The sequence below is a fragment of the Methylophilus flavus genome, assembly GCF_042678905.1.
Lineage (GTDB): Bacteria > Pseudomonadota > Gammaproteobacteria > Burkholderiales > Methylophilaceae > Methylophilus > Methylophilus flavus.
Genome location: NZ_JBHTLN010000001.1, coordinates 1,494,195 through 1,517,472 on the forward strand (window position 1 = coordinate 1,494,195; position 23,278 = coordinate 1,517,472).

General features: G+C 50.3%; 30 protein-coding genes. 1 reads left to right on the forward strand and 29 read right to left on the reverse strand.

Features of this window, described 5'->3' with window-relative positions; genetic code table 11:
• Positions 1-2 precede the first annotated feature (2 nt).
• The 28 genes from tatC to ACFQ2T_RS07525 all read right to left on the reverse strand — a co-directional run bounded on the left by tatC (position 3) and on the right by ACFQ2T_RS07525 (position 21,616).
• A complete protein-coding gene (gene tatC / locus ACFQ2T_RS07390; RefSeq protein WP_379032531.1) occupies positions 3-737 on the reverse strand; it encodes a twin-arginine translocase subunit TatC in 735 nt (244 codons plus the stop codon).
• A gap of 23 nt (positions 738-760) precedes the next feature.
• The gene (gene tatB, locus ACFQ2T_RS07395; RefSeq protein ID WP_379032534.1) at positions 761-1,309 is read right to left on the reverse strand and encodes a Sec-independent protein translocase protein TatB; all 549 of its coding nucleotides are present in this window, start codon (positions 1,307-1,309) and stop codon (positions 761-763) included.
• Positions 1,310-1,323: 14 nt separating this feature from the next.
• Complete coding sequence (tatA, locus tag ACFQ2T_RS07400; protein ID WP_379032536.1) at positions 1,324-1,503, reverse strand: Sec-independent protein translocase subunit TatA; 180 nt, start codon at positions 1,501-1,503, stop codon at positions 1,324-1,326.
• Positions 1,504-1,535: 32 nt separating this feature from the next.
• Positions 1,536-1,874: a histidine triad nucleotide-binding protein gene (locus tag ACFQ2T_RS07405; protein WP_379032539.1), complete on the reverse strand. Its 339-nt coding sequence runs from the start codon at positions 1,872-1,874 to the stop codon at positions 1,536-1,538.
• Positions 1,871-2,188 carry a phosphoribosyl-ATP diphosphatase gene (locus ACFQ2T_RS07410; RefSeq protein ID WP_379032542.1) on the reverse strand — a complete coding sequence of 106 codons (318 nt, stop codon included), beginning with the start codon at positions 2,186-2,188 and terminating at the stop codon, positions 1,871-1,873. The genes ACFQ2T_RS07405 and ACFQ2T_RS07410 overlap by 4 nt, the downstream gene beginning before the upstream one ends.
• Positions 2,181-2,564, reverse strand: coding sequence for a phosphoribosyl-AMP cyclohydrolase (hisI, locus tag ACFQ2T_RS07415; RefSeq protein ID WP_379032545.1), 384 nt, complete (start codon positions 2,562-2,564; stop codon positions 2,181-2,183). Before hisI ends, ACFQ2T_RS07410 begins: the two co-directional genes overlap by 8 nt.
• A complete protein-coding gene (hisF, locus tag ACFQ2T_RS07420; RefSeq protein ID WP_379032547.1) occupies positions 2,561-3,325 on the reverse strand; it encodes an imidazole glycerol phosphate synthase subunit HisF in 765 nt (254 codons plus the stop codon). Before hisF ends, hisI begins: the two co-directional genes overlap by 4 nt.
• Positions 3,325-4,065: a 1-(5-phosphoribosyl)-5-[(5-phosphoribosylamino)methylideneamino]imidazole-4-carboxamide isomerase gene (gene hisA / locus ACFQ2T_RS07425; RefSeq protein WP_379032550.1), complete on the reverse strand. Its 741-nt coding sequence runs from the start codon at positions 4,063-4,065 to the stop codon at positions 3,325-3,327. Before hisA ends, hisF begins: the two co-directional genes overlap by 1 nt.
• 52 nt (positions 4,066-4,117) lie before the next feature.
• Positions 4,118-4,762 carry an imidazole glycerol phosphate synthase subunit HisH gene (gene hisH, locus ACFQ2T_RS07430; RefSeq protein ID WP_379032552.1) on the reverse strand — a complete coding sequence of 215 codons (645 nt, stop codon included), beginning with the start codon at positions 4,760-4,762 and terminating at the stop codon, positions 4,118-4,120.
• 15 nt (positions 4,763-4,777) lie between these two features.
• Complete coding sequence (gene hisB / locus ACFQ2T_RS07435; protein ID WP_379032555.1) at positions 4,778-5,368, reverse strand: imidazoleglycerol-phosphate dehydratase HisB; 591 nt, start codon at positions 5,366-5,368, stop codon at positions 4,778-4,780.
• Between the two features lie 183 nt (positions 5,369-5,551).
• The gene (gene hxlA, locus ACFQ2T_RS07440) at positions 5,552-6,433 is read right to left on the reverse strand and encodes a 3-hexulose-6-phosphate synthase (RefSeq protein ID WP_379032558.1); all 882 of its coding nucleotides are present in this window, start codon (positions 6,431-6,433) and stop codon (positions 5,552-5,554) included.
• Positions 6,434-6,650: 217 nt separating this feature from the next.
• Positions 6,651-7,715 (reverse strand): histidinol-phosphate transaminase, encoded by a 1,065-nt coding sequence (hisC, locus tag ACFQ2T_RS07445; RefSeq protein ID WP_379032561.1) that lies wholly within the window; start codon positions 7,713-7,715, stop codon positions 6,651-6,653.
• Between the two features lie 9 nt (positions 7,716-7,724).
• Positions 7,725-9,020: a histidinol dehydrogenase gene (hisD, locus tag ACFQ2T_RS07450; RefSeq protein ID WP_379032564.1), complete on the reverse strand. Its 1,296-nt coding sequence runs from the start codon at positions 9,018-9,020 to the stop codon at positions 7,725-7,727.
• Between the two features lie 4 nt (positions 9,021-9,024).
• A complete protein-coding gene (gene hisG, locus ACFQ2T_RS07455) occupies positions 9,025-9,675 on the reverse strand; it encodes an ATP phosphoribosyltransferase (RefSeq protein WP_379032566.1) in 651 nt (216 codons plus the stop codon).
• Positions 9,676-9,712: 37 nt separating this feature from the next.
• Positions 9,713-10,978 (reverse strand): UDP-N-acetylglucosamine 1-carboxyvinyltransferase, encoded by a 1,266-nt coding sequence (murA, locus tag ACFQ2T_RS07460; protein ID WP_379032569.1) that lies wholly within the window; start codon positions 10,976-10,978, stop codon positions 9,713-9,715.
• 2 nt (positions 10,979-10,980) lie between these two features.
• The gene (gene grxD / locus ACFQ2T_RS07465) at positions 10,981-11,289 is read right to left on the reverse strand and encodes a Grx4 family monothiol glutaredoxin (protein WP_379032571.1); all 309 of its coding nucleotides are present in this window, start codon (positions 11,287-11,289) and stop codon (positions 10,981-10,983) included.
• Positions 11,290-11,331: 42 nt separating this feature from the next.
• On the reverse strand, positions 11,332-11,580 hold the full coding sequence (locus ACFQ2T_RS07470; RefSeq protein WP_379032574.1) for a BolA family protein: 249 nt from the start codon (positions 11,578-11,580) through the stop codon (positions 11,332-11,334).
• 67 nt (positions 11,581-11,647) lie between these two features.
• Entirely contained in the window at positions 11,648-12,394 is a 747-nt protein-coding gene (locus tag ACFQ2T_RS07475; RefSeq protein ID WP_379033916.1) for an ABC transporter permease, read from the reverse strand.
• Between the two features lie 68 nt (positions 12,395-12,462).
• Positions 12,463-13,377, reverse strand: a complete 915-nt coding sequence (locus ACFQ2T_RS07480) for an ABC transporter ATP-binding protein (RefSeq protein WP_379032577.1) — start codon at positions 13,375-13,377, stop codon at positions 12,463-12,465.
• A 78-nt stretch (positions 13,378-13,455) separates the two neighbouring features.
• Positions 13,456-13,749: an STAS domain-containing protein gene (locus tag ACFQ2T_RS07485; RefSeq protein WP_379032580.1), complete on the reverse strand. Its 294-nt coding sequence runs from the start codon at positions 13,747-13,749 to the stop codon at positions 13,456-13,458.
• Between the two features lie 18 nt (positions 13,750-13,767).
• Positions 13,768-14,370 (reverse strand): MlaC/ttg2D family ABC transporter substrate-binding protein, encoded by a 603-nt coding sequence (locus ACFQ2T_RS07490; protein WP_379032583.1) that lies wholly within the window; start codon positions 14,368-14,370, stop codon positions 13,768-13,770.
• Between the two features lie 25 nt (positions 14,371-14,395).
• Positions 14,396-14,941 carry an outer membrane lipid asymmetry maintenance protein MlaD gene (mlaD, locus tag ACFQ2T_RS07495; protein ID WP_379032586.1) on the reverse strand — a complete coding sequence of 182 codons (546 nt, stop codon included), beginning with the start codon at positions 14,939-14,941 and terminating at the stop codon, positions 14,396-14,398.
• A 68-nt stretch (positions 14,942-15,009) separates the two neighbouring features.
• Positions 15,010-15,795, reverse strand: coding sequence for a lipid asymmetry maintenance ABC transporter permease subunit MlaE (mlaE, locus tag ACFQ2T_RS07500; RefSeq protein WP_379032589.1), 786 nt, complete (start codon positions 15,793-15,795; stop codon positions 15,010-15,012).
• Entirely contained in the window at positions 15,795-16,598 is an 804-nt protein-coding gene (locus tag ACFQ2T_RS07505) for an ABC transporter ATP-binding protein (protein WP_379032592.1), read from the reverse strand. Before ACFQ2T_RS07505 ends, mlaE begins: the two co-directional genes overlap by 1 nt.
• 129 nt (positions 16,599-16,727) lie before the next feature.
• Positions 16,728-17,369, reverse strand: coding sequence for a type II secretion system protein (locus ACFQ2T_RS07510; RefSeq protein WP_379032594.1), 642 nt, complete (start codon positions 17,367-17,369; stop codon positions 16,728-16,730).
• 224 nt (positions 17,370-17,593) lie between these two features.
• Entirely contained in the window at positions 17,594-18,739 is a 1,146-nt protein-coding gene (gene ccsB / locus ACFQ2T_RS07515) for a c-type cytochrome biogenesis protein CcsB (RefSeq protein ID WP_379032596.1), read from the reverse strand.
• Between the two features lie 21 nt (positions 18,740-18,760).
• Positions 18,761-20,692 carry a cytochrome c biogenesis protein ResB gene (locus ACFQ2T_RS07520; RefSeq protein ID WP_379033918.1) on the reverse strand — a complete coding sequence of 644 codons (1,932 nt, stop codon included), beginning with the start codon at positions 20,690-20,692 and terminating at the stop codon, positions 18,761-18,763.
• Positions 20,693-20,986: 294 nt separating this feature from the next.
• Entirely contained in the window at positions 20,987-21,616 is a 630-nt protein-coding gene (locus tag ACFQ2T_RS07525; RefSeq protein ID WP_379032599.1) for a c-type cytochrome, read from the reverse strand.
• Between the two features lie 110 nt (positions 21,617-21,726).
• Between ACFQ2T_RS07525 and yihA the strand changes: the two genes are divergently transcribed.
• On the forward strand, positions 21,727-22,362 hold the full coding sequence (gene yihA / locus ACFQ2T_RS07530; protein ID WP_379032601.1) for a ribosome biogenesis GTP-binding protein YihA/YsxC: 636 nt from the start codon (positions 21,727-21,729) through the stop codon (positions 22,360-22,362).
• Between the two features lie 31 nt (positions 22,363-22,393).
• On the opposite strand, the gene trmB is transcribed toward yihA, so the two are convergent.
• A complete protein-coding gene (gene trmB / locus ACFQ2T_RS07535) occupies positions 22,394-23,107 on the reverse strand; it encodes a tRNA (guanosine(46)-N7)-methyltransferase TrmB (protein ID WP_379032604.1) in 714 nt (237 codons plus the stop codon).
• Positions 23,108-23,278 lie beyond the last annotated feature (171 nt).

Below are 23,278 nucleotides of genomic sequence, written 5' to 3' on the forward strand. Positions count from 1 at the left end.
AATTACGCAGAAGTCGGGCTGGCATCACGCGGTGGTAACCAGCGAACAACCAGCAGCCCGGCTTCGTATAATATCCACAACGGGATCGCCAGCATAAACTGGGACACGATATCCGGCGGCGTAAAAATCGCCCCTAGCACAAAAGCACCAACCACCACGTAAGAGCGCGCTTCCTTGAGTTGTTCCAAAGTCACCCAACCCATCAGCGCCATCAGCACTACTGCGACCGGCACTTCAAAAGCAAACCCAAACGCAAGGAACATACCGATCACAAAATCGAGGTATTCAGCAATATCCGTCATCACCGCCACGCCCTGCGGCGCACTGCCCACCAGGAAACCGAATACCACCGGGAAAACAGCAAAATACGCGAAGGTCATGCCGATAAAAAACAGGATCAGCGATGCCGCCAGTAAAGGCATCAACATACGTTTCTCGTGCGCATACAAGCCCGGCGCCACGAATGCCCAACATTGGTAAAGAATCCAAGGCAAAGCCAGCAAAAATGCCGCCAGCATGGTGACTTTCATGGGCACAAAAAAAGGTGTGGTGACCGCTGTGGCAATCATTTGTGCACCTTGCGGCAACTTGGCTAAAAGCGGCGCAGCAAGCAGGCTGTAGAGCTTGTCTGCAAAAGGAAACAAACCGACGAATATCACCAGCAAGCCTACCACCGCACGCAGCAGGCGGTTGCGCAGTTCAACCAGATGGGTAATAAAGTTTTCAGTAGGCGTCATACTTCAAGCACATTATCTCTGGCTTAAGAGCGTGGCTCATCGACAAACATATCGGGAGTGTCGCTGGCTGGCTTGGGTTTAGGCTTGCGCGGACGACGAGTAGCGGCACTAACCGCAGTATCTGAAGCAGTGTCCTGGGAAGCCGGACTTTGCTCTAGTTCTGCTACCGTAGGGGTTTCTTTAACGGGGGCTTTGGAGCGGCGTCCTGGTGTGGACGATGAACCTTCCGCCGGCACTTGCTTCACTTTCGCCAAGCGTGGCTTGCGAGGCTTTTTAACGACCTCGGCCTCAGCCGGTTGCTCTTCAATCAGCTGCGATTCTGTCGGCAGAATGCTGCGTTCGATATCGTCATAGCTTTGCTGGAAACTGGAATGCACTTCATCCTGCAACTTCTGCAGCTCTGCAAAGCGCGATTCACGATTGACTTCATCTTTGACCTGCGCAACAAATCGCTGCAAGCGGCCAAAAAAAGCGCCCGCAGTACGGGCAACTTTTGGCAGTTTTTCCGGCCCGATCACCACCAATGCAACAATGGCGATGACCAGCAGCTCAGAAAAAGAAATATCAAACACAGTTCAGTAGTGAATTATTTTTTATCTGAAAGTTCGTCGGGCTTGGATTCACCCTTGCCATCATTGACGGCTTTCTTGAATTCATTCACCGCGCCGCCGACATCACTACCGATGTTACGTAACTTTTTGGTACCAAACACCAGTACCACGATCAGCAACACAATCAACCAATGCCATAAACTGAAGCTTCCCATCACAATCTCCTTTAATCCACTCGCTGCTTTGCCTATGCTTTATCAGCAACAGCACCGCCACCAAAGACATGCAAATGAATATGAAAAACCTCTTGCCCGCCTTCACGGCCCACATTCATTAACGTTTTGTAGCCAACTAACCCTTGTTCTGCTGCCAGCTTTGGTGCCAGCAACATCATGCCACCGAGTAAAGCCTGATCTTCAGCAGTACAATCTTTCAAGGTTTCAATATGCTTTTTTGGCACAATCAGAAAGTGTACTTTTGCCATCGGGCGGATGTCATGGAAAGCAATGACATTATCGTCCTCATATATGCTTTTCGAGGGGATGCTACCGGCGGCGATTTTACAAAAAATACAATCTGCGCTCATTCTGCCCTGCCCGCTTTCTCGGCAATACCGGACAAGCCCTCGCGGCGCGCCAATTCATTGAGCACATCCTGCGCGCTCAAACCGACGTGACTAAGCAACACCAGGGTATGGAACCATAAATCAGCGGTTTCATAAATGATCTCTTCGGCATTGCCGCCTTTGGCCGCAATCACTGTTTCTGTGGCTTCTTCGCCTATCTTCTTCAAAATGCTGTCCAGGCCTTTGGCATACAGCTTGGCCACGTATGAAGAGGATGGATCAGCAGATTTGCGCTGTTCCAGCAGTTCGGACAATCGATTTAAAACATCACTCATGATAAATCGCTTTCGGGTCTTTGATGACAGGCTCTACAGTGACCCAGTCATCATTTTGCAGTTGCTGGAAAAAGCAATTGTGTCGCCCGGTGTGACAGGCGATACCACCTTGTTGCTCTACCGTCAGCAACACCACGTCATTGTCACAATCCAGGCGGATATCATGCACGACCTGGGTATGGCCGGACTCTTCGCCCTTGTGCCAGAGTTTGTTGCGCGAGCGGGAGTAATACACGGCGTGGCCGGTCTCCCGCGTCAGCTGCAACGCTTCGCGATTCATCCAGGCAAACATCAGAATCTTGCCTGAGGATTGTTCCTGCGCAATGACCGGCACCAGTCCATCATCCGTCCAGGCTACTTGATCCAGCCAAGTCATCGTATTTCCAACCCGTGTTGACGCATATATTCTTTCGCCTGCTGTACCGTAAATTCACCATAATGGAAAATACTGGCGGCCAGCACCGCATCCGCCCCACCCAATGTCACGCCGTCTACCAGGTGCTGCAAGTTACCCACGCCGCCTGAAGCAATCAACGGCACGTCTACCGCATCACTGATAGCCTTGTTCAAGGGATTGTTGAAACCAATCTTGGTACCATCGCGGTCCATACTGGTCACCAGTAACTCACCGGCACCCAGGCTAACCATTTTACGAGCCCATTCGACTGCATCCAACCCTGTCGCATTGCGGCCGCCGTGAGTGAAAACTTCCCACTCGAACGGCTGGTTATCGACTTTCTTGGCATCGATGGCAACCACGATGCATTGTGAACCAAAACGGCTGGCGGCATCTGCCACCACCTGCGGATTCAACACAGCGGTGGTGTTGATACTGACCTTGTCAGCTCCGGCATTCAGCAATCGGCGTACATCTTCCACTTTGCGCACGCCGCCGCCTACCGTCAGCGGGATAAATATCTGCTCCGCCACACGTTCAATAATATGTAAAATCAGGTCTCTGTCATCAGAACTGGCCGTGATATCGAGGAAGGTCAATTCATCGGCGCCCTGATCGTTGTAACGCTGCGCGATCTCTACCGGGTCTCCGGCATCACGTAGCTCAAGAAAATTGACGCCTTTGACCACACGACCATTCGTCACATCCAGGCAAGGGATGATGCGTTTAGCACATCCCATTATGCGCTGAGCTCATCTGCCAATGTCTGGGCTGCAGAGAAATCCAGTGTGCCTTCGTAAATAGCACGGCCGGTGATCGTACCAATGATCCCTTCAGCCTGTACTGCACACAGTTTGCGTACATCATCCAGGTTGGTGACGCCACCACTGGCGATCACCGGGATGGTCAAGGCTTGCGCCAGGGCCACAGTCGCTTCAATGTTGACGCCGGTCAGCATGCCGTCACGACCAATGTCGGTATAGACGATACTTTCCACACCATAATCTTCAAACTTTTTAGCCAGGTCTATCACGTCGTGGCCGGTCAGTTTAGACCAGCCATCCACGGCCACTTTGCCATCCTTGGCATCCAGGCCGACCATGATCTGGCCAGGAAATGCATAGCATGCCTCATGCAAAAACCCGGGGTTTTTCACAGCCGCCGTGCCTATGATGATGTAACTGATGCCGTCATCGAGATAACGTTCAATCGTATCCAGGTCGCGGATACCGCCACCCAGCTGGATAGGGATATCGCCACCGACAGCAGCAACGATAGACTTGATGGCATTTTCGTTGACCGGCTTTCCGGCAAACGCACCATTCAAATCAACCAGGTGCAAACGTTTGCCACCCTGATCCACCCAGTGTCTGGCCATGGACGCCGGGTCTTCAGAAAATACGGTGGATTCTTCCATCAGCCCCTGCTTCAAGCGTACGCAGTGACCATCTTTTAAATCAATTGCCGGGATAATTAACATGCTGTTTTGTTTTGAAATATAACGGGTTGGGACAAAAGGTTGGAAAACACAATCATGGTTTCCAGTTTACAAAATTACGCAAAAGTTGCAAGCCTGATTCTGCACTCTTTTCCGGGTGAAATTGCACGGCAAATACATTGTCCCGCGCAATCGCACAGGTATAGTCAAATGGGTACGCCGTAGTAGCGGCTGTTAATGCCGACTCTGCAGGTGCCACATAATAGCTGTGTACATAATAAAAGCGTGCCAGGTCAGGAATATCCCGCCACATATCGTGTGTTACGCTTTGCTCAACCTGGCTCCAGCCCATGTGCGGCACTTTCAATTTGGCGCCATGGATGTCGACCATTTTTTCGGCTGGGAAGCGCTTTACTTCCCCTGGATAAATACCCAGGCCAGGAACGTCACCTTCTTCGGAATGCTCAAACAGCATTTGCAAACCGATACAGATACCCAGGAAAGGTTTATCACGGGTGGCGGCGATCACTGCCTGGCGTAAACCGCGTGTATCAAGCTCGCGGATGCAGTCAGGCATCGCGCCCTGTCCAGGAAACACAACCCGTTCAGCTGTAGCGATCTGTTCCGGATCACTGGTGATCTCGATGCGCACATCCGGCGCAACTGCTTTCAAGGCATTGGCGACAGATCTTAAATTACCCATGCCGTAATCAATGACGGCGACTTGCAAACGATTCATGTATGGCTTATCGGCTTATAGCGAACCCTTGGTCGATGGCATCATCCCGGCCATGCGCGGGTCTGGTGTAATGGCGACGCGCAAGGCGCGACCAAACGCCTTGAAAATTGTTTCCGCCTGGTGGTGCGCATTGTGACCCTTGAGGTTATCAATATGCAAAGTCACCAGCGAGTGATTAATGAAGCCCTGAAAGAACTCATAAAATAAGTCTACATCAAACTCGCCTATCATGGCACGCGTAAACTTACAGTCAAACTCCAGGCCTGGGCGTCCGGACAGATCCAGCACAACCCGGCTTAAAGCCTCATCCAGCGGCACATAGCTGTGGCCATAACGGGTCAATCCTTTTTTATCACCTAGCGCCTTGGCAAAAGCCTGGCCTAGCGTGATGCCGATATCTTCTACCGTATGGTGCGCATCAATATGCAAATCACCTTTGGCATGCACCTTCAGATCAATCATACCGTGACGGGCAATCTGGTCCAGCATGTGATCCAGAAATCCTAATCCGCTCTGCAAATCAGACACACCAGTGCCATCCAGATTGATAGCAACTGTAATTTGGGTTTCGAGTGTATTGCGCGTGACTTCAGCTTGGCGTGACATAGTGAGGAAAGAGGTGTTCACAGAGATTTAGCAAATAATACAGGCATTTTACCGCAAGTCTTCGTGGCCAGGCAAAATCTGTCGTTAAAAACAAAAAAGCAGTCCGTGAGGACTGCTTTTTTAGACTGCTGATTCTTTGCTGTGACCAGCCCAGGGCGGCCAACAGATCAGATCTGGCAGAGATTAGTTAGCTGGAGCAGCTTCTGCAGCTGGTGCAGCTTCTTCAGTTGCCGCTGGAGCAGCTTCTTCAGTAGCGGCAGGTGCTTCAGCAGCTGGAGCTTCTGCAGCAGGGGCAGATTCTTCAACCACTGGTGCGTCAGAAGCAGGAGCAGCTTCTTCAGATTTTTTACCCAGCAGTGAGAATACCAACACTGCAGCAACCGCAGCGATGATCCATGGCAGCAATTTGTTACCGCCTTTTGCAGAAGTACCAGCACCGTGCGCGATTTTGGTGATTTCTGAAGCAGCAGCAGCAGGATCAGCAGCACCGTAGATAGCAGCACCAGCAACAACGATGTCAGCACCAGCATCAACTACTTGTTTAGTTGTAGCGGCTTTAACACCACCGGCAACAGATACTTTAGCGCCTGTTTTCAAGCCAGATACCAAGCCCAAGTCAGCAAATGGTGTATGACCAGCAGCTTGTTGATCCAAGCCAGTGTGTACACCAATAATGTGCGCGCCCAATTTAACTACTTCTAATGTACGTGCTTTTTTGTCTTTTACGTTGATCAGGTCAACTTGAGCTTCTTTACCGTATTTGTTAGCAGCATCAACTACACCTTTGATCGTACCCACATCTGCAGTACCCAGCACAGTCACGATATCCGCGCCGGCTTTGTAGAATGGCTCAGCTTCGTAGAAGCCTGCATCCATGGTTTTCAGGTCAACCAAAATCTTGTTGTTAGGGAATTTAGTACGCAATGCTTTCAACAGTTCGATACCGTTATGCTTGATACAAGGTGTACCAATTTCCAGGATATCAACATGTGGCGCCACTTTGGCGGCCAAAGCGATTGTTGCGTCAAAATCCAATGAGTCTAATGCCATCTGGGTTTGTGCCATTTTTCTTCCTCCGAGTTTGCTCTATTTTAAATCCAATGAACTTTTGCGCAGCAATGATGCAAACGCAACCCTCACTGCACATTATGTACAATAGCGTGCATCATAACCGTATTTCAAACAAAATGACAATATTGCGTCATCTTTTTTTACGTCGTTAAAGAATCATTTAAGCGATGTTAGCCGTTATATTGCTGCACATACTTTAATTTTAACGACATCAAGCCTGTAAAACACCTCTTAGGGCTTTTACCAATACCTGATTTTGTGTGTCATTGCCTATGGTAATGCGTAAAAAATCAGCAATCCTGGCCGGTTTTTTGAAATGTCGCACAATCACAGCCTGTTCACGTAAGGCTGCCGCAAGTTGCTCACCTGCATATTGTGGATGGCGTGCAAAGATAAAATTGGCACCCGATGGCAACACTTCGAAGCCCAGCGCCCGTAAATTACTCACCAATTGCTCGCGCGCAGCGATGACCTGCTGCCTGGTTTGCTGAAAATAATCATCATCTTGCAAGGCAGCCACTGCCCCTGCTTCCGCAAACCGGTCTATAGGGTAAGAGTTAAAGCTGTCCTTGACCCGGATCAGCGCTTCGATCAAACCGGCATCACCCACCGCATAGCCAATCCGCAGACCTGCTAACGAGCGCGATTTAGAATAAGTATGCGTCACCAGCACATTCGGATAGCGACTGACCAGGGCGACAGCTGACTCGGTACCAAAATCCACATACGCCTCATCAACCACGACAACCGAATCTTTATTGGCTTGCAGCAATCGCTCAATCTCGGCCAACGGTAACGGGATACCTGTAGGCGCATTGGGATTAGGGAAAATAATGCCGCCATTGGGACGCAGATAGTCATCTATGGCAATTTCAAACTGCGCATCCAGCGGCACGGTTTCATATTGGATACCATACAAGCCACAATAGACCGGATAAAAACTATAGGTGATATCCGGGAACAGCAAGGGATGGTCATGTTTAAGTAATGCCTGGAAAATATGTGCCAGCACTTCATCTGAGCCATTCCCCACAAATATCTGGTTTGTTTGCAATCCGTGATATTCGGCAATGGCTGCTTTCATACGGCTGGAATCAGGATCAGGGTATAAGCGCAGGCTATCTGCGGCTTCCGCCTGCAATGCCGCAATTACCTTGGGGCTGGGCCCATAAGGATTCTCGTTGGTGTTCAGTTTGATCAGGTTTTGAATCTTGGGCTGCTCGCCTGGCACGTAAGGTGTAAGGGCATGCACGATTGGGCTCCAGAATTTACTCATCTGATTAACCTATTTCAAGCGATATTCGGCGCTGCGCGCATGTGCCTGCAGGCCTTCGCCATAAGCCAGAGTCGCTGCGATCTTGCCTAGCGTTTGTGCACCTTCACTCGACACCATGATCAGGCTGGAACGCTTCTGGAAATCATAGACACCCAACGGCGAGCTGAAGCGCGCCGTGCGTGATGTAGGCAACACGTGGTTAGGCCCGGCGCAGTAATCACCCAAAGCCTCACAGGTATCACGCCCCATAAAAATGGCACCGGCGTGTTTGATTTTTTTGCTGAAAGCTAACGCGTCGTCCATGGATAATTCCAGGTGCTCAGGCGCAATAAAGTTACAAATCTCTGCCGCCTCTTCCAGGTCTTTTACCTGTATCAGTGCACCACGATTTTCCAAGGAGGTACGGATGATTTCCTGCCTTGGCATGTCAGTCACCTGGCGTTCAATACTGGCCTGCACCTGGTCGAGAAACTCGGCACTTGGTGATAACAAGATCGCCTGCGCCAGTTCATCGTGTTCCGCCTGGCTGAACAAATCCATCGCTGTCCAGTCCGGATTACTCTTACCATCGCTGATGACCAGAATTTCAGAAGGCCCGGCTACCATATCAATGCCGACTACGCCGAAGACACGGCGTTTGGCAGCTGCCACATAGGCATTACCCGGGCCGACAATCTTATCTACTTGTGGCACAGTTTCAGTGCCATAAGCGAGCGCGCCGACCGCTTGCGCGCCGCCGATACAGAACACGCGTGTCACACCGCACACCGCAGCAGCAGCCAGCACTAAGGGATTTTTCTCGCCGTTAGGTGTGGGCACGACCATGATCAGCTCTTGCACGCCTGCGACTTTGGCCGGGATTGCATTCATCAAGACTGAAGAGGGATAAGCGGCTTTACCACCAGGCACGTACAAACCTACGCGATCAAGCGAGGTGACCTGCTGGCCTAACAAGGTGCCATCCGCCTCGGTGTATTGCCATGACTGCACCACTTGCTTTTCGTGATAGCTACGCACACGGTCAGCCGCAGCTTGCAGGGCTTCACGCTGCGCGGCTGGCAGGCTAGTCAAAGCCGCCTGTAATTCAGCTTGTGGAATTTCGAGTTGCGCCAGGCTATCCGCACCAGTTTTATCAAAGCGATTAGTATATTCCAGCACCGCGGCATCCCCGCGCGCTTTCACATCCTTGAGAATATTGGCGACCACCAGGTCAATGTTATCGTCCTGCGCAGTTTCAAACGCCAGCAAGGCTTTCAGTTCGCGCTCAAAATCCGCAGATTGGGTGGTTAAACGTTTGATCTTCATATCTTTACTGTGATGAATCTTTCTGGATAGCTTCAGCAAAACTGTCAATAATCGGCTGCAGTGACGGACGGTTGACCTTGAATGAGGCCTGGTTGACTACCAGCCGTGAACTGATAGAGCCGATCTCTTCCACTGCCTTGAGTTTATTGGCACGCAAGGTGCCACCGGTGCTGACCAGGTCGACAATCGCATCGGCCAGCCCTACCAAAGGACCCAGCTCCATGGAGCCATATAATTTAATCAAGTCTACGTGCATGCCTTTCGCGGCAAAATGCTCACGCGCCGTTTTCACATACTTGGTGACTACCTTTAAACGTGCGCCCTGGCGGATGCTTGCTTCGTAATCAAAGTCTTCGCGCACGGCGACCATCATCTTGCAACGGGCGATATTCAAATCCAGTGGCTGGTACAGGCCTTCACCGCCATGTTCATCCAGCACGTCCTTACCGGCAATGCCGATATCCGCTGCCCCATATTGCACATAAGTCGGCACATCGGTCGCGCGGACAATAATCAGCCGGACATCGTCACGGTTGGTGGGAAGTATCAGTTTGCGCGAAGATTCAGGATCTTCCAGCGACCGGATACCAGCCGCTGCCAGCAGCGGTGTGGTTTCCTCAAAAATGCGCCCTTTACTGAGTGCAATAGTAATCATCGTTTGTTTAACCTGCGTATTATTTTAATTTGGGTATTCAATTTGACCGGCGTACTTTGGCGCCCAATTGATTCAATTTTTCTTCCAGCCGTTCATAACCGCGATCCAGATGGTAGATACGATCAATCACGGTTTCACCCTCGGCCACCAGCCCGGCTAACACCAGTCCGGCAGAAGCGCGTAAGTCAGTGGCCATGACATTGGCGCCTTCCAGTGCAGGCACACCTTTGACAAAAGCGGTATTACCCTGAATCTCGATATTGGCGCCCATGCGTTGCAGTTCCTGCACGTGCATAAAGCGGTTTTCAAAAATGGTTTCCACCACCGTGGAGACGCCTTCTGCCATGGTGTTCATCGCCATAAACTGCGCCTGCATATCGGTAGGGAAAGCAGGATGCGGGGCAGTGCGGATATTGACCGCTTTCAACTGGCCATTGCTTTTAACGGTAATGCTGTTTGCATCCGTTCTGATCTGCACACCCGCTTCACGCAGTTTTTCGATCACGGCTTCCAGCAGGTCGGCACGGGCGTTTTTCAACGTCACCTCGCCACCGGTCATGGCGGCCGCCACCATATAGGTACCCGCTTCAATACGGTCACACACGATATGGTGCTGTGCGCCAGTCAGACGCTCTACACCTTCAATGGTAATGGTATCAGTGCCAGCACCAGTGATTTTCGCACCCATTTTGTTCAGGCATTCAGCCAGATCCACCACTTCAGGCTCTTTGGCCGCATTTTCCAATACGGTAGTACCTTGCGCCAGCGCGGCGGCCATCATCAGGTTTTCAGTGCCGGTGACCGTCACCATATCCATATAGTAAGTAGCGCCCTGCAAGCGGCGGTTAGGCAAATGCAAAGTACTGGCCTGGATATAACCATGCGTGATATGCATCGCAGCACCCATGGCTTGCAGGCCTTTGATGTGCAAGTCTACCGGACGTGACCCAATCGCACAGCCACCGGGCAATGACACACGTGCGGTACCAAAACGGGACAACAAAGGACCTAGCACCAGGATAGAAGCACGCATGGTTTTCACCATTTCGTAGGTCGCCTCAAACGAAGCCACATCACTGGCATCCAGGCTGACCTGGTCATCCGCTTTGCTGACCTTAACGCCCATGGTGTCCAGCAGCTTGAGTGTGGAAGCCACATCGCGCAACTCTGGCACACCAGTCAATATCAGCGGCGTTTCCGCCAGCAAGCCTGCACATAAAATAGGCAAGGCGGCATTCTTGGCGCCGGACACAACGATTTCGCCGTGCAAGGGCACGCCACCCTCAATAATCAGTTTGTCCAAGATTATGCTTCCGACAACAGGGTTTGCAGCTCACCGCTCTGGTACATGCTACGCATAATGTCAGCACCACCAATAAACTCGCCTTTAACATATAACTGCGGAATAGTTGGCCAGTTGGCGTATTGTTTAATGCCTTCGCGAACATCCATGTCCTGCAACACGTCTACAGCGACAAATTCAGCGCCGCAGGCATCCAGGATCTGTGTCGCCACATTTGAAAAACCACATTGCGGAAACTTCGGGCTACCTTTCATATACAGCACCACTTTATTACTGGTGACTGTCTCTTTAATCTTTGCTTGTGCGTCCATGTTTATCTCCAATCAAATCTGTTTACTTGCAACTTGCGGCATTTAAGCCTGCTGCATTTGTTGCCATTGTGTCGGCGTATAGGTTTGCATCGCCAGCGCATGAATTTCGGTGCGCATCCGGTCACCTAACGCGGCATACACCAGCTGATGCTGTTGCACCATACGTTTACCTTCAAATAAAGGACTGACCACCACCGCATCAAAATGCGTACCGTCGTCGCCATTCACTTTTATATAGTCGCATTCCAATCCACTCAGGATATACGATTGCAATTGAGCTGCTGTTAACACAAGACCTCGCTTTTATTTCAATATCAGTGCGGACACGGCAGCGCACTTTTGCTGCTACTTACTTGCACTAACTCCGTAATTTATAACCGGATTTTAACATCTTTAGGCATACCCACGCCAATGCCAATAGAAACACACCTACCACGCTGACGCTTAACCACGGCGAGACATCGCCCTGGCCGAAGAATCCATACCTGAACCCATCTATCATGTAGAAAAACGGGTTGAGCTTCGACACTGCCTGCCAGAATGGTGGCAGGGAGTGGATAGAGTAAAACACGCCCGACAGAAATGTCAGCGGCATAATCACAAAGTTCTGGAAGGCCGCCATCTGGTCAAACTTGTCCGCCCAGATCCCGGCAATCACCCCGAACGTACCCAGCAGCGCACTGCCCAGCAATGCAAAAGTAATAATCCATAATGGATGCACTGTGGGCACATCGACAAAAAACAACGCCACCAGGTAGATACTTAACCCGACTGCCAGGCCACGTATCATGGAAGCAGCCAGGAAAGCCACAAAAAACTCCAGGTAGGTGAGTGGCGTCAGCATCAGGAAAATAATACTGCCCATCACCTTTGATTGGATCAGGCTGGATGAACTATTGGCAAACGCGTTCTGCAGCAATGACATCATCATCAGTCCCGGCACCAGGAAGGCTGTATAACTGACCTGGTCGTAGACTTTCACATGCGACTCCAGCACATGTGAAAAAATCAATAGATAGAGCAATGCCGTCAGGATAGGCGAGGCAATGGTTTGAAAAGCGACCCGCCAAAACCTTAATAGCTCTTTCTTGAACAGCGTATACATGCCACGGTAACGCGCGCTGATAAGATCATCCAGCCAATAAAAAGGATTCAGCCACTTTAGTAGCAATTTCATAATGCCTGCCCCCCGTGACTACCGACCAGATTCAGGAATACATCTTCCAGATCAACTTCTTGCAGCTGGATATCCAGCACGTTGACCTCGGCTTGACGCAATGCAGATAGAATCACTTCAATGCGGCCGATATCTGGCAAATTAAAAGTCACTTCATCGCCCTGTTGCTGTTTGATCAAAGGTTGCAACTGGGCAGGCACTGCGCCTTCCAGTCGCATGGACAACTGCTTGGCAGCATGGCTTTGCAATAGTTGTTTTGTGGTGTCCAATGCCACAATTTTTCCTTGCTTCATCATGGCAACACGTTCGCACAAAGTTTCTGCCTCTTCCAGGTAATGGGTGGTCAGGATAATGGTATGACCCTGATTGTTCAGCTTCTGGATAAACTGCCACAGCATCTGGCGCAGCTCCACATCCACACCGGCAGTTGGCTCATCCAGGACAATCACAGGCGGCTTGTGCGCCAGCGCCTGCGCAATGAGTGCACGCCGTTTCATGCCACCGGATAACTTGCGCATATTGGTATGCGCTTTGTCTGTCAGCCCCAGGCCCTCAATTACTTCATCCACCCAGGCATCATTTTCCGGGCCACAGCCAAAGTAACCGGCTTGAAAGCGCATCATTTCCCGCACATTAAAAAACGGGTCAAACACAAGCTCCTGCGGCACCACTCCCAAAGCCATGCGCGCTTGCTGATATGCTGTTTGCACGTCATGTCCCATGATGCGAATATGGCCGCTGGTCGGCTTTAACAGGCCTGATAACAGATTAATCAATGTCGATTTACCGGCCCCGTTCGGGCCCAGCAATGCAAAAAATTCACCTGGCTGTATGGTCAGATCTATCCCGCGCAGTGCTTCAAACGCACCAAAATGCTTGGTAATTCCTTTTATTTCTACGGCTGCCACCACGGTGTTGCCTTTCAATATCCTAAAAAAACGAAACCCCACCTCTGTCCAGAGCTGGGGTTTTCTGACTCTAATGTTTAGTTAATTTAACAGGAAACTATCCACACCATATAACTGCATCAAACTACGCAGATTGTCAGACACCCCTACTACCGAGACTGAACCGGCCTGGGCGTGCTCATGATGGAACTGCCTTTGAATCTCAAATATCAGGCTCACAGCCACGGTATCCACCTCAGCCACCCTTGAAAAATCCAATGTCAAAGGCGGATTCAGGCGCAACGTTTCCAGTTGAGCCAGCGCTTCACTGATATTATTGATCAGCAAGTCCCCGCTAAAACTCAATGTATTTTCCTGTTGCGTAATAGTGACCACGATAAGCCTTTAAAGAAATTATTTACCAGTTGCCGCTTTGTTTTTTTCAGCCAGCTTTTTGTTCAGGCTGTCCAAACCGTTCTGGCGGATTTCCTGTGCAAACTGGCTACGGTAGTTGGTGACCAGGCTCACGCTTTCAATCACAATATCGTACACTTTCCAGTCTTCGCCTTTTTTACCCAGAGTATAGTCAACAGAGATAGGTTCGCCACCTGGTTGCTGAATCGCTGTTTTTACAGTCGCTGAGTCAGCAGCCGGGTCCAAACGGAAAGGTTTGTATTCAATCGTCTGGTTTTTATACTTGGACAATGCGGTTGCATACGTACGCAACAACAGGGTTTTAAACTCCGCCTGGAAAGCGGATTGCTGCTCAGGCGTTGCTTTATTCCAGTTTTTACCCAGCACCAGGCGTGATACTTTTTCGAAATCGAAATTTGGCAGAATTTTTTCTTCCGCCAATGCAAAAATCTTTTGCTGGTTACCTGCCTGAATATCCTTATCAGACTTGATGACATCAATCACATCATCGGCAGTCTTTTTCACCAGCTGATCCGGTGCCAAACCTGCAAATGCCACATTACTTACCAGCCATATGGCACAAGCCATCCACCATTTTTTCATCGAATTCCCTTTATTAACCGTTTAATTACTTACCAATTTTGTCCAACGGACTGGCATCTAACGCATCAGCACCTGTTTCGGTTGATGTCGCAGCGGTTTTTGCTGGTTTATCATCACCTTCAGTCGCTTTACTATACAAAAACTGGCTAATCAATTTTTCCAGCACAACTGCATCTTGTGTCTGGGTAATTTTGTCACCATTTTTCAAGCTGGTTTCGTCGCCACCGGCTTCCAGCCCAAGGTACTGCTCGCCTAACAAACCCGCCGTGTAGATATTGGCGAAAGTATCTTTAGGGAAGCTGTAGCGCTTGTCGATATTCAGACTGACAACGGCCTCATAAGTTTTCGGATCAAAGGTAATTCCTTCAACACGGCCTACGACAACGCCAGCGCTTTTAATTGGCGCACGAGGTTTAAGACCACCGATATTCTCAAAGTTCGCGGTGACGGTGTAGGTTGCACCAATATCTGTGGTGGTCAGGTTGCCGACTTTCATGGCCAGGCCCAGTAATGCCGCAAAACCCAGCGCTACAAAAATCCCTACCCATAAATCAATTGTTGTTCTTTCCATTGCTGCTCCTCACGAATGCTCTTGATCTAGTTTGTTTAACTCTAGTGTTGTTAACTAGCGTTGTTTCTTTAGCCGAGCATGAACGCTGTTAATATAAAATCCAATGCCAGTACTGCCAGCGACGACGTCACCACTGTGCGTGTCGTAGCGCGGCTCACACCCTCTGCTGTCGGCGGCGCATCATAGCCTTCAAACAGGGCAATCATCGTACACGCAATACCAAACACCACGCTTTTGAAGACGCCATTGAGAATGTCGTACTCCCAATCCACATTGGCCTGCATCTGCGACCAGAAAGCCCCGGCATCAACGCCAATCAGAGGCACAGCCACCATATAGCCGCCTAAAATCCCCATCATGGTGAATAAAGTCGCCAGGATAGGCATGGCAATGACACCCGCCCAGAACCTTGGCGCAATCACGCGTGAAATCGGGCTCACCGCCATCATCTCCATGGCAGAAAGCTGCTCGGTGGCTTTCATCAAACCGATTTCGGCAGTGATCGCAGTGCCAGCCCGGCCTGCAAATAGCAATGCGGTCACCACCGGGCCAAGTTCACGCACAAGCGCCAGTGCCACCAGTACGCCGATGGCTTCTGAAGAACCATACCGTTGCAAGGTGTGGTAACCCTGCAAGGCCAGCACCATGCCGACAAAGAATGCGGATACCAGGATAATGATCAGCGACAATACACCGGTGAAATATACTTCCCTCACTGTCAACCTGAAACGGCGGAAACTCTCCCCGGAAGAAATCAGCGTCAACCCGAACAATCTGGCGCCCGCACCAAATCGCCAAATTTTATTGATAAAGCCGGCGCCCAGAATCTTGAGCAAGCGTTCTACTTTACGCATTAACGCGCCCCTCTTAACAAACTGGCATGATATTCAGGCGCAGCATAGTGGAATGGCACCGGACCATCTTTTTCACCATGCACAAACTGGTGCACAAATGGCAATTCAGACTTGCGCAAGTCATCAGGCGTACCTTCAGCGGCGACCACACCATTGGCCACAAAATACACATAATCGGCAAACTGGAAGGTTTCTTCCACATCATGCGTAACGATAATGGAAGTCGCACCCAGCGCATCATTCAGGCTGCGGATCAGGTCACAAATCACTGCCATGGAAATCGGGTCCAGCCCGGCGAAAGGTTCGTCATACATGATAATGCTAGGATCCAGCGCGATTGCCCTTGCCAAAGCGACACGCCGCGCCATACCACCTGAAAGTTCCGTCGGCCTCAAGGCGTGCGCGCCGCGCAAGCCTACCGCATTCAGCTTCATCAATACTAGGTCACGAATCATGCTTTCCGGCAGATCAGTATGCTCGCGAATAGGGAAAGCGACATTTTCATATACGGATAAATCGGTAAACAGGGCACCGTGCTGAAACAGCATGCCCATTTTCCTGCGCAAGCGGTAAATACCGTCACGGTCTTGTTTGTGCACCACTTCACCGCCTACCAGCACCTCACCTTTGGTCGGCTTCAGCTGGCCACCTATCAGGCGAAGCAAGGTCGTTTTGCCGCTGCCACTGCCGCCCATAATCGCCACGACCTTGCCTTTTTGGAAGGTCATATTGATGCCGTGATGCAACAATTTACCTTTGTAACCAAAGGAAAGGTCTTTAATTTCTACGATTGATTGGGCCATGTGGTTGGTTTCTTTTGCAAGCGGCTCTCATTCTAAATCAGAAACCGTTGAGAATTCTGTATGTAAATCGTATAAAACAAAAAGCCCGAAAAACAGGCTTTTTGCGTCACAGATGTGTTGTATTCTACACTAAAAACTCATGCAAACTAAATAAGGCGAAGCAGCCTGTGGCGCGGCTTCACCGGTGCCCGGCGTACCGCTCACCAATATACGCATGACACCGCTATTGCCTGCGCCATCATCCAGCATGGTGTCCAGTTGTGTGGCATATCTGCCTAAAATGCCGTCCGAGCACATGGCATGCGCGCTGTTAAACGTACCAGCGGTCACGGCACCTAGGGCATCAACACTGGTCACCCCTACCCGGCCGCCTTCGCTATTCCTGGGAATATACTGTGCGCTGGCGGTATCGCTGGCGCCAGTGGCCAGCCCGGCTAAGCGCAGATGCTGCCATAACAAGAACGCCTCGTCAGTGGCCGTATCTGAATTCCAGTTGCCTTGTATCAAGCCATTCTGTAGCTGGCCACCGGTGGTCGCATTTGTGCCGCCATTGAAATGCGCGTTGGCAGCATGATCATCACCAGGTAGCACGCGAAAGCGGTCCTGATAACCATAAAAATAAGCGGGAATATTCCTGAAGTCACTGGCCAGACTTTTCACTTTGGCATTCGCGATCAATTCCTGCCCCCGCATCACACCCGCCAGTAACAACCCTGCAATCACCAGCACAATAGCCAATTCAATCAAACTAAATCCTTTTTGCCTGTTCATTTTAAATTCTCCTGATATTTTTTATTGAGTATTTTTTACAGCACCACGCTGGACCAAATAACTCAGCCAGCGCAAAAATATTAACATTTATTAAATAAAATAAACATTAGTTAATCTTGTCGCTGGCAACATTTCAGGAATATTCAAAACAAAATGGGCAAGCCTTTAAGGCCTGCCCATTCGAGGATCAAGAAATTACTCTTATATTTTTATTTAATTCGCATTTACAGGGTACCGTAAGAATGCAAACCGCTCAGGAACATATTCACTCCCAGGAAAGCAAAGGTAGTGACCAGCAAGCCTACCAGCGCCCACCAGGCCAATACAGTCCCGCGCAAGCCCTTCATCAGGCGCAAATGCAGCCAGGCGGCATAGTTCAGCCAGACAATCAATGCCCAGGTTTCTTTAGGATCCCATGACCAGTAACCACCCCATGCCTCAGCCGCCCACATTGCACCCAAAATAGTAGCAATGGTAAAGAAAGCAAAGCCGATGGCGATGGCTTTATACATCAAGTCATCCAGCACATGCAGCGCAGGCAAGCGACTGGCCAAAACACCATTCTTGACCAGCAAATAAGCCCCGGCCACCATGGCCGCCAGTGAAAATGCGCCATAACCGATAAAGTTGGCTGGTACGTGTATCTTCATCCAGTAGCTTTGCAGCGCGGGCACCAATGGCTGAATTTCGTTGGCATGACGGTCAAAGGTATACCAAAGGATGAATCCCACTGCTGCGTTAATTACTACCAGCACAAACCCACCCAGCTGACGGGTTTTGAACAGCTGCTCGTAGTGCAGGTAAAGCAAGGCAGTGATCAGGCAAAACAGGATAAATACTTCGTATAAATTACTGATGGGAATATGGCCGATATCCGGCGCAATCAGATAAGACTCATACCAGCGCACCATCAGCCCGACAAAGCCGAACAAAGTCGCTGACCAGGTCAAGGCAGAAGCGACTTTTGCAGTGAACTCGGAACGCTGGAACAGCGCCAGCCAATAGGTCAGCATCGCCAGGACAAACAACACATTCATCCACATGATCGCGGACTGGCTTGCCAGCAAGAATTTGAGCAGGAAGCGTTGACCACCATTGGCAAGGTCACCCTGGTAGCTATACACACCAATCAAACTGACAATCGCTACACCCAGCACCAGTCTGGCAATCGCCGACCAGCGCCAGCCAAGATAGCTGAATACGCCCACCGCGCCAAACAGGAAGCTGACTTCGTAGATATCCATATAGCCAGCATAGCGCTGGTAGGAAAAAATACCGCCAGCCAGCAGCAGCACTGCATACAACCAGTCATAGGCAGTCAGTGACTGCCAGAAGGACGCTGGTTTAGTCCACGTTGGTGATGTACTCATTGAAATATCCCCTCTAGCTGTTTAAACAGGTGTTGATGACACCTGTGTTTGCAACAGCCCGGTAAGCTGCTGTTGCATACGGACAAAGTCCTGGTCCAGATCCATATTTTTACGGTTGGACGACATGGCCAGCAAAACTTCCTGCTGTGCGGGTTTGAGTAATAACCACACGCGTCGTTCCCTGATATAAAACATGGAGAAAATCCCTAACACAAGCATGACCGAACCCAGATACACCCAGTTCTGGCCTGGCGAGCGAGTCAGCTGGAAGCCACTTGCCTGTTTCAGCGTGTAATTCTTCAACTGGAAATAATAAGGCGTGCCATAAAAAAACAGGTCATTCATGGCATTCAAGCTGTCCTGCACAAATATGGCCGTTGCCTGGTCTTGCGGCGCCGGTTCCAGATTGCGCTTTGCGCGGCTGATCTGGTAAGCCTGCAAAGCAGCCGTGTTTAATAATTTCAAATAGGTTTGAGCCGCTTGCTCGCGCTGGTCTTTCGGCACCGCATTTTCAATAATCCTGGAAAGCTCGCTGTAACCGCCACGCTTAAAGGTCAATAGTAACTGCTGCAAGCTTTGCTCGAATTGTACCTTGAGCTGCGCATTGCCACTCGGCATTTGCCCGGCCACCTGGCTGGCGATATCGCGAATCGACTGCTCGTTACGCATGGTCTGGCGCAAGGCCATAAAGCCCGTGATCTCAAGTTCATCATCTGCGGGTACGCGCAGGTATTTGAATTCATCCTGTACCGTCTCGCGCATGCCGGAAACGAAATAGGCGCGGCCATCCAGCTGCAGCGGCTGCATATAATTGACGTATTCGCGCGCCTGGCCGCTGGCATTACGCAATTTCAGCGTGGTATTCGGCCCGACATTGTGCGGTTTACCTTTGCCATCCTTGGACAAATTCAGGATATTGAACTGGCGGAACTCGTTGAATTCTACGCTCAGTTTTTCTGCGCCTTCTCCCAGTGAGCCTTTTTGCAGGATCACGCCATCTATATCAAAACTATCCTGATTAGCCGCTGCCAGATTCCATAGTTTGAATTTGAGTTGTGATCCGCCATCCTGGAAATCGGATTGGTAAATCGCAATGCCTTTATGGATATAGGGATGATTGACGCGTATGGTGGCTTCAATCGGCTTGGATAACTCCGGGTCGGTAATGACAATATCGCTCTCAAATGATTTCGGCATCCCGGTCGGGTAATGTTCAATGCGGAAATCCTTGAGTGCCACCGTAAACGGCAGATCCTGCACCAGGTAACCGTCACGCACGCGCACAAAAGCCACGTTGTCACGTTCGCCTTCCGGCAAGGTCATATTGGCGCGGAACGATAAATTATTCACGCCCAGCCGGCTTTCTTCCGGCACCTTGCGCGTAGCAATATCCCGGGTCTCAATTTTTTTGAAACCGAGCAACTCTTGCACTTTCAATGGCAAATTGCCATCCAGCAAGCCACCGAAACAAATCACCACGATCGCCGCGTGCGTAAAAATATAGCCCAGGCGCTGATGCGTGCCCAGGCGGGCGGCGATAAGCACATCGCCATTGTCTTGCTGCCTGGTTTTAAAAGTATAGCGCTCAGCGGTTAAAAATTCGTTTAACTGCGATTGCGTTTCAGGCAGGGGCTGACTGGTTGCCAGGCTGGTTTGGTGACTGAACAGGCGTAAGGATTTCTCGGTGGCATTTTCCTTGTAAGCACGCCACTCTTTCAACATCACCGGCGTATTGCGGAAAACGCACAGCGTGGTAGAGATGACCAGGAATAATAGAATCAGCAGGAACCAGGCGGCATGATAGACATCGAGCAGCCCCAGCAATTCGAAGAGTTCAAACCAGAACTGGCCAAACTTGATAATGTAGTTCTGGTAGGGCTCGTTCTGTTTCAGAACGGTACCAATAATAGATGCCACGCCGAGCAAGGTCAGCAGGCTCACGGCAAAACGCATCGAACTCATCAGTTCGTAGACACGTTTTGATAAAGGAACGGACGCTTTCAATATGTTCTCTTCAGAGTTGGCTTATGTGATTATCGGGGCAGGATAGCCAATGACAACGTTGTAACGTTGCAAACGCACTTGTGGACGACATGGGCTTATGGACGACATGGTTAAGTTGCATGACATTCACTGGATGCGCGAACAAACGTTGGCTGAAAAACATGGGCTGAGTATCATTGCATCATGCAAAACGGCACTTAGCAAAAAAGGTGGCCGCGGCCACCTTTCTCCATGTTGCTCAGATTAACGCAGACCTTGAATATAATCTGCAACCGCCTGCATTTCAGCATCGCTCATTTTAGCGGCAATGGTTGCCATCATAGGTGCATTAGCGCGTTCACCAGTGCGGAAAGTACGCAACTGCTGCACCGTGTAATCGGTATGTTGACCGGCCAAACGCGGAAACTGCTTAGGCAGGCCAGCGCCGGTTACACCATGACAGGCTGCACAGGCTGGTGTTTTAGTCGCCGCGATACCGCCACGGTAGATTTTCTCACCCAGAGAGCCTTTACCATTTTCTTTAGACTTGGCTAACTTGATGCTTTGATTGGAAAAGTATTTCGAAATACCTTCCATATCTTCCTGGCTCAACGCACCGGCCATGCCACTCATTACCGCATTGGCCCGCGAGCCATCTTTAAAGTTAGTCAATTGCTTGAGCAAATACTCAGGATGCTGACCAGCCAGTTTCGGGTTAGTCGTGATGACGCTGTTACCATCCGCGCCATGACAGGCCGCACATACGTTCTGCACCACTTTATCTGGACTATTGACCGCAGGGGCTGCTTCGGTAGCAGCAGTCTCTTCGGCAAACACAGGCTGAAAGCCCATTACCAGCAGTAAAAACAACCCTGCTTTAAAACTCTTCAACATAATTCAATGCCCCAACATTTTATTTGGCGCCATTTTATCAAACAAACCCTGTTCGTGATAGCATTCACAGCTGAATAGTCCATAAAACCTTGAGGCAACTCAACCCCACCATGCCAGTTTTCCAAAACGCCCGCTTTCATATTTCGGCACATCATTTACGCGACCTGCCGCCTGCCAGCGGGATCGAAGTCGCCTTTGCCGGACGTTCGAATGCCGGAAAATCCAGCGCACTCAACACACTGGCCAACCATAATCGTCTGGCATTTGTCAGTAAACAGCCTGGCCGTACGCAGCTGATTAACTTTTTCACGCTGGGCGATGACAAACACTTGGTGGATTTACCTGGTTATGGTTATGCCAAAGTGCCTGAAGCCATGCGCAACCACTGGCAAAATGTCTTATCGCGTTATTTAAGTGAACGCCGAAGCCTGGCTGGCCTGGTACTGGTGATGGATAGCCGCCATCCGCTTACCCCTCTGGATAAACAGATGTTGGACTGGTTCTGCCCGACTGGTAAGCCGGTGCATGTGCTGTTGACTAAGAGTGATAAATTATCCCGCGGTGAATCTACCATTACCCTGAACAAAGTCCGCAAAGAACTGAAAGACACCTGGGGCGACGAGATCAGCGTGCAGCTATTTTCCAGCCTGAAAAAACAAGGCGTGGATGAAGCTGAAAAAGTACTGGGTGAATGGTTTTTAACGGCTGATACAGACCCGGCAGCAGCACAACCTCTACCTGACTAAAAAACTGCAGCCTGCAACAGCTGCCATCGCTTTACGCTATACGCTTAAACACCAAATCCCACACGCCATGACCGAGCTTGAGGCCGCGATTCTCAAACTTGGTCAGTGGCCGGTAAGCTGGTTTCTCCGCATAATCCACAGCCGTATTTTGCAACTGTGGTTCAGCACGCAATACTTCCAGAACCCATTCCGCATATTCCTGCCAGTCAGTCGCCACATGAATGTAAGCGCCCGCTTTCAGTTTTAAGCAAAGCAGCTGCACAAACTCGGCCTGTATCAGGCGACGTTTGTGGTGACGTTTTTTATGCCAGGGGTCAGGGAAGAAAATATGTACCCCATCCAGAGACGCGTCGGCCAGCATATTCTGTAAAACTTCGACGGCATCGTGCTGCACGATACGGATATTCGAAATATCGCCTTCCTGCATCAGTTTGAGCAAACTGCCCACGCCTGGTGTATGCACTTCAACCGCAAGGAAATCACTTTCTGGCAAAGTCTGTGCGATCTTGGCGGTAGCATCGCCCATACCGAAACCGATCTCGAGGATTTTAGGGCTGTTGTCGCGGCCAAAGGTATTCGCCAGATCCAATGCGTGCTCGGCATATTCGATGCCGAATTGAGGCCAGGCGGTTTCCAAGGCACGTTCCTGCCCCTTGGTTAAACGGCCCTGGCGCAGGACGAAACTGCGGATGCGGCGTTGATAAGGGGCTTCGGAGGATTCGGGGGTTTGGTCGATTTCGGTCATGGGGCGCATTATACTTTACAGCGCGTAATTCCCTTTATTAGGAACGGCTGAAAAATTTATTTCATACAAAGATCTTTTAGGAAGTAACACGTTATATTCTTCGGCCGTCCGCTTAATGATCGTTCTTCTTCGCCTCTAGGGCGACCGTTCTTTCTTATGCTTGTCCATAAG

Bases quoted from the DNA above. Each gene is read 5' to 3' on its own strand.
- grxD (WP_379032571.1), bottom strand. From the start codon at position 11,289: ATGGACGCACAAGCAAAGATTAAAGAGACAGTCACCAGTAATAAAGTG.
- tatA (WP_379032536.1), bottom strand. From the start codon at position 1,503: ATGGGAAGCTTCAGTTTATGGCATTGGTTGATTGTGTTGCTGATCGTG.
- hisH (WP_379032552.1), bottom strand. From the start codon at position 4,762: ATGAATCGTTTGCAAGTCGCCGTCATTGATTACGGCATGGGTAATTTA.
- ACFQ2T_RS07410 (WP_379032542.1), bottom strand. From the start codon at position 2,188: ATGAGTGATGTTTTAAATCGATTGTCCGAACTGCTGGAACAGCGCAAA.
- ACFQ2T_RS07490 (WP_379032583.1), bottom strand. From the start codon at position 14,370: ATGAAAAAATGGTGGATGGCTTGTGCCATATGGCTGGTAAGTAATGTG.
- ACFQ2T_RS07475 (WP_379033916.1), bottom strand. From the start codon at position 12,394: ATGTATACGCTGTTCAAGAAAGAGCTATTAAGGTTTTGGCGGGTCGCT.
- hisF (WP_379032547.1), bottom strand. From the start codon at position 3,325: ATGGGATGTGCTAAACGCATCATCCCTTGCCTGGATGTGACGAATGGT.
- ACFQ2T_RS07510 (WP_379032594.1), bottom strand. From the start codon at position 17,369: ATGAACAGGCAAAAAGGATTTAGTTTGATTGAATTGGCTATTGTGCTG.
- hisA (WP_379032550.1), bottom strand. From the start codon at position 4,065: ATGTTAATTATCCCGGCAATTGATTTAAAAGATGGTCACTGCGTACGC.
- trmB (WP_379032604.1), bottom strand. From the start codon at position 23,107: ATGACCGAAATCGACCAAACCCCCGAATCCTCCGAAGCCCCTTATCAA.
- mlaD (WP_379032586.1), bottom strand. From the start codon at position 14,941: ATGGAAAGAACAACAATTGATTTATGGGTAGGGATTTTTGTAGCGCTG.
- hisI (WP_379032545.1), bottom strand. From the start codon at position 2,564: ATGACTTGGCTGGATCAAGTAGCCTGGACGGATGATGGACTGGTGCCG.
- hisB (WP_379032555.1), bottom strand. From the start codon at position 5,368: ATGTCACGCCAAGCTGAAGTCACGCGCAATACACTCGAAACCCAAATT.
- hxlA (WP_379032558.1), bottom strand. From the start codon at position 6,433: ATGGCACAAACCCAGATGGCATTAGACTCATTGGATTTTGACGCAACA.
- ACFQ2T_RS07505 (WP_379032592.1), bottom strand. From the start codon at position 16,598: ATGGCCCAATCAATCGTAGAAATTAAAGACCTTTCCTTTGGTTACAAA.
- ccsB (WP_379032596.1), bottom strand. From the start codon at position 18,739: ATGAGTACATCACCAACGTGGACTAAACCAGCGTCCTTCTGGCAGTCA.
- tatC (WP_379032531.1), bottom strand. From the start codon at position 737: ATGACGCCTACTGAAAACTTTATTACCCATCTGGTTGAACTGCGCAAC.
- hisC (WP_379032561.1), bottom strand. From the start codon at position 7,715: ATGAGTAAATTCTGGAGCCCAATCGTGCATGCCCTTACACCTTACGTG.
- hisD (WP_379032564.1), bottom strand. From the start codon at position 9,020: ATGAAGATCAAACGTTTAACCACCCAATCTGCGGATTTTGAGCGCGAA.
- ACFQ2T_RS07520 (WP_379033918.1), bottom strand. From the start codon at position 20,692: ATGCGTTTTGCCGTGAGCCTGCTGACCTTGCTCGGCGTGGCATCTATT.
- ACFQ2T_RS07525 (WP_379032599.1), bottom strand. From the start codon at position 21,616: ATGTTGAAGAGTTTTAAAGCAGGGTTGTTTTTACTGCTGGTAATGGGC.
- ACFQ2T_RS07405 (WP_379032539.1), bottom strand. From the start codon at position 1,874: ATGAGCGCAGATTGTATTTTTTGTAAAATCGCCGCCGGTAGCATCCCC.
- yihA (WP_379032601.1), top strand. From the start codon at position 21,727: ATGCCAGTTTTCCAAAACGCCCGCTTTCATATTTCGGCACATCATTTA.
- mlaE (WP_379032589.1), bottom strand. From the start codon at position 15,795: ATGCGTAAAGTAGAACGCTTGCTCAAGATTCTGGGCGCCGGCTTTATC.
- hisG (WP_379032566.1), bottom strand. From the start codon at position 9,675: ATGATTACTATTGCACTCAGTAAAGGGCGCATTTTTGAGGAAACCACA.